Origin of the sequence: Lewinella cohaerens DSM 23179 (assembly GCF_000379805.1) — a bacterium.
GTDB classification, from domain to species: Bacteria; Bacteroidota; Bacteroidia; order Chitinophagales; family Saprospiraceae; genus Lewinella; species Lewinella cohaerens.
Genome location: NZ_KB903596.1, coordinates 1 through 2,261 on the forward strand (window position 1 = coordinate 1; position 2,261 = coordinate 2,261).

The following is a 2,261-nucleotide window of genomic DNA, read 5'->3' on the forward strand; positions in this document are numbered from 1 at the left end:
ATTTATAAAGATCAGAATAATCTTTATATTCGAGGTAGCGCTTAGCTTAATGACCATGAACACGGGACATGCGGAAATTCAAAAATTTTTTCGGCTGCGCCGAAAATTTCCGAACTTCGCATGTCCCGAAAAACGTTAGCGGTAAAAGCATCAATGGAAATACAAATTGCAGGCTTCCTTATTTCTGAGCGCCATTTTTTAATCACCAACTCGATTATCTTTGAAATAGATTATGCGATACAAAGAATATAACGCCAACAATGTGCTTGAGAAGTCATTTAAATTATTTTGGGCTAATGGCTTTAGAGGCACCTCTATTAATGAAATAGTCAATGTAACTGGGGTCAACCGATTTTCGTTATATCATGAATTCGAAAATAAAAAAGGTATTCTTTATGCATCGCTTAACTTGTATCGGGATAGATATTGCCAAGAAAAGCTTGATTATTTACAAAAAGAAGGGGACCTGCCTGACATATTAAAAGGCTTCTATTTGAGCTTCATTGATGAAAATAATGCAATACCTGGGTGCTACTTTATTCATATTGCAACTGAACTTGCCGACAAAGACGAGAAAGTAAGAGCAATTGTTGATACATACATTTCTGAGGTTGAAAGCAGACTCAATGCATTACTCCAACGGGAAGGTATTTCATCGGAAAGCTCAAATTTACTTGCACGTCATTTTCTCGGGCTGTATTGCACTGCAATGAGTTTTTGTTTAATCCATACAAAAGACCAACGTGAAAAACACGTAGAAACAGGAATCAAAGTAATTTTAAAGAACTATGTCTAGAGAATTATCACATTCATACGGTCAACTGGTAGAGAAAGCGCAAGAGATCTTTTGGATTCACGGATTTAAAGGAATTAGTGCAGAAGAACTAGCAAAGCATGTTGGCGTCAGCACATCAACCATATACAACAAGTACTCAAAAGAGATGCTTTTTATGGATTCTCTAGATTATTATACTTTGAACTATTCGGACCCCTTTCTTCAACAGTTAAGAGAAACTACAGAGGGGTTGGAATCGTTGAAAGCATTTTTTTACTCAATAATTGAAGCCTTACTCAACAAAACTTTTCCAAAAAGCTGTCTTATGGTCAATACAATTGTGGAAATGCGGAATGAAAATCGAGTTATTATTGATAAATACGAGGACTATTTCAAAGTTCTGACGGACAGTTACAAGGTAGTATTGAGTAAAGCATTTGCTTTGGGGCAAATTAAAGATGAAAAAAGCATTGATACATATGCTGACTTTTTACTTGGTATAATCTTCAGCCTTAGTATTCTGTATAAAATAAAATCAAAGGAAGAATTACAGACATACATCAATGAGCAAATCGATTTCATCCAGTAGTTTGCATAACTGAACGCTGTTTTTTTTTGAGTAAGGATGCTACTATATCTTTGTTATATATTAATCATTTAAAATTAATTATCATGACAGAAGTAGTAGTAAGCAAAACAATTCAAGTACCGGCAAACAGAGCTTGGTCGACACTATCATCATTTAGAAATATTGAAGCAATTTCACCAATCGAACGATCAGAGACTATCGGAGAAGGGGTTGGTGCGACACGGACATGTTTCATGCCAGATGGCGCAACAATTTATGAAGTTTTGGATAAGGTAGACAATGCCACAATGGAAATGCAATACAAAATTACTGAAGGGCCTTTCCCAATTACTGGATATGTCAGCAATGTGAAGGTTGAGGCTACAGGAAACTCGAGTTGCAAGGTTACATGGGACTGCCAATTTGATACAAATGAAGAATCTAAAGCAGCAATGATCGAGTTATTCGAAGGTTTCTATAATGTAATTATCGATAGTTTGGAATCGATGATACAGAGTCAAAATTAGAAATCTATTTTCTAATTGTTAAAGCTCCATTTGTTGGGGCTTTTTTTGTTCCTAGATATGAAGACAAATAGATGCAGTAATAATTCATTAAAGGCTTAATAAAGTGCATATTTCAACTACTTTGTGAAAGAGAGGCAGTGGCGAGAAAATACCGCTAACACAGGTATAAATGTCCATGCCCTTCCCTTTGGTCGGTCACGGCATTTATACTAGTCGTTGCCCAAGATACTCCGCTTCGCTGCGCATCTTGGGCAACGTTTTTCGGGCAAGCCCGTGCTGTACAAGCTTCTCCGCTCCGCTGCGAACCTCGTACAACACGGGACATGCGGAAATTCAAAAATTTTTTCGGCGCAGCCGAAAATTTCCGAACTTCGCATGTCCCGAAAAACGT

3 protein-coding genes are annotated in these 2,261 nt (G+C 37.0%); all 3 read left to right on the forward strand.

All coding sequences use genetic code 11. The features are described from left to right. The first annotated feature begins 232 nt into the window (after positions 1-232). Positions 233-796, forward strand: coding sequence for a TetR/AcrR family transcriptional regulator (locus tag A3EU_RS0125650; protein WP_020539051.1), 564 nt, complete (start codon positions 233-235; stop codon positions 794-796). Beyond that, positions 789-1,364, forward strand: coding sequence for a TetR/AcrR family transcriptional regulator (locus A3EU_RS0125655; protein ID WP_020539052.1), 576 nt, complete (start codon positions 789-791; stop codon positions 1,362-1,364). The genes A3EU_RS0125650 and A3EU_RS0125655 overlap by 8 nt, the downstream gene beginning before the upstream one ends. Before the next feature lie 83 nt (positions 1,365-1,447). Further along, positions 1,448-1,870 carry an SRPBCC family protein gene (locus A3EU_RS33295; protein ID WP_020539053.1) on the forward strand — a complete coding sequence of 141 codons (423 nt, stop codon included), beginning with the start codon at positions 1,448-1,450 and terminating at the stop codon, positions 1,868-1,870. Positions 1,871-2,261 lie beyond the last annotated feature (391 nt).

Coding starts and splice junctions, on each gene's coding strand:
- A3EU_RS0125650 (WP_020539051.1), top strand. CDS start 233: ATGCGATACAAAGAATATAACGCCAACAATGTGCTTGAGAAGTCATTT.
- A3EU_RS0125655 (WP_020539052.1), top strand. CDS start 789: ATGTCTAGAGAATTATCACATTCATACGGTCAACTGGTAGAGAAAGCG.
- A3EU_RS33295 (WP_020539053.1), top strand. CDS start 1,448: ATGACAGAAGTAGTAGTAAGCAAAACAATTCAAGTACCGGCAAACAGA.